This window comes from Arthrobacter sp. H5 (genome assembly GCF_000520595.1).
In the GTDB taxonomy this organism is placed as follows: Bacteria; Actinomycetota; Actinomycetes; order Actinomycetales; family Micrococcaceae; genus Arthrobacter_D.
The window spans coordinates 20,570-22,260 of sequence record NZ_KI914989.1 but is presented as its reverse complement, the minus strand read 5'-3'; the positions used below and the strand labels follow the sequence as shown (position 1 = coordinate 22,260).

Annotated in this window: 2 protein-coding genes; both read right to left on the bottom strand. The window is 67.0% G+C overall.

Annotation, left to right across the window (positions count from 1 at the left end; genetic code table 11):
- Positions 1–892, bottom strand: an 892-nt coding sequence (locus Y708_RS23695; RefSeq protein ID WP_081746583.1) for a TadA family conjugal transfer-associated ATPase, incomplete at its 3' end; no start/stop codon positions are given.
- Positions 893–948: 56 nt separating this feature from the next.
- Positions 949–1,691, bottom strand: a 743-nt coding sequence (gene ssd / locus Y708_RS23690; RefSeq protein WP_081746581.1) for a septum site-determining protein Ssd, incomplete at its 5' end; no start/stop codon positions are given.

The window sequence follows — 1,691 nt, the reverse complement described above, 5'->3', positions numbered from 1 at the left end:
GGGCCGCCAGCCGCGCCGGCACGCTGGCCGGCGAATTGGCGTGGATGGTGCCGCCCGCTCCCGAGTGGCCGGTATTCATGGCTGCCAGGAGTTCGCGTACTTCAGCACCTCGGCACTCGCCCACGATCAAACGGTCGGGACGCATGCGCAGGGCCTGCCGGACCAGCTCGGCTAGGTCCACCACTCCGGCACCCTCAAGGTTGCCGTGCCTGCTCTGGAGACCCACCGCATGGGGGTGCGCAGGGCTCAACTCCGCCGCGTCCTCGACCGTGACCAGGCGTTCGCCCGGGTCGCTCAGAGCCAGAAGAGTGGAGAGCAATGTGGTCTTGCCAGTGCCGGTGGCTCCGCTGATGAGGAAGTTCATACGGCCCGTGACGATCCTGCGCAGCGTGTGCCCCATCAACGGGTCCACCGCACCGGAGGACTCAAGCTCCTCCAGCGAGAACTCGCGCTTCCGCCTGATCCTGATCGATAGCAGCGTACCCGTGGTGGACAGCGGCGGCAAAACCGCGTGCACCCGGAACGTGTCCAGCCGCACGTCGACACAGGGATTGCCGTCATCCAGCCGGCGTCCTCCGGCAGCTACCAGGCGGGCCGCGAGATTGCGCACCTCTGAATCGGAAGCGAAGCGGAGGGACGTCAGCGACAATCCGCTGCCGTTGTCCACCCAGACCGCCTGGGGCCCGTTGACCAGAATATCGGTCACAGTGGGGTCCTCGGCAAGATGCTGAAGCGGTCCCAGGCCCTGCAGTTCCGCCCGAACCCGGTCGACAGTACGGAATGTGCCTTCGGAGCCTAGAAGCCGCCCGGTCGATTGAACTGCAGCCGCGAGCCGGGCCCCGGTCACGGGTGATGATTCGGCGAGGACTGCATCCCGGACTTCAGCCACCATGGCGGAATCGGTTCCAGCCGGAGCGAGGCGGCTCCTGCGCGGCCTGAGTTGCTGAGTCACGGCATTACCGGCGTTCCGGGTGAGGACAGTGCCCTGAGCACCGCATCCGCGAGTCTGCGCACGGACCGTTGAGTACGCATTTCGAGGAGCCTCCCCTGGTTCTCTGCACTGGACGTGCCGCGAAGGTGCGGAAGATGGCCGGCCAGCGGACAGCCGGCGGTTTCGGCGATTCGAAGTGGATCAAGATCAGGACCCACCGGGCCGCGGACCAGTGCCAATACCGGAACCGGTCTCAGCTGCGGTACAAGTGCACGGGCAGCTGAAATGGCCCGGAGACGCCCCGGAATGACCAGCAGGAAGCTGTCGCAGTAGGGCAGCAGGGAACCATCGACCGACCATCCGCGCGCAAGGTCAACGACGGTCAGCTCGAAGGCGTTGCTCGCGGCCTGCATGACCGATGGCACGGCAGGCGTGGCAAGAACGCCCGGTTCCGGCGGATCGACGCCCATCGAGAGAATGGAAAGCCCGTCCACCGAAGGCAGCGCCTCCGCAAGCTGGGCGGGATTGAGTGTCCCGCGGACCTCACCCACATCCGGCCAGCGCACACCTGGCTGGGACTCAAGCCCGGCAGCCAGCTCCAGTCCGCCGCCCAGGGGATCGCCGTCGACCAGGAGGGTGGGAGTACCCGAAGCGGCGCTGTGTGCGGCCACCCAGCAGCTGACCGTTGTTGCACCGGCACCACCACTGCTCCCGAGAACGCCAAGAACGTGTCCCGCGGTGCCCGCTCTCAGCCTGCCAA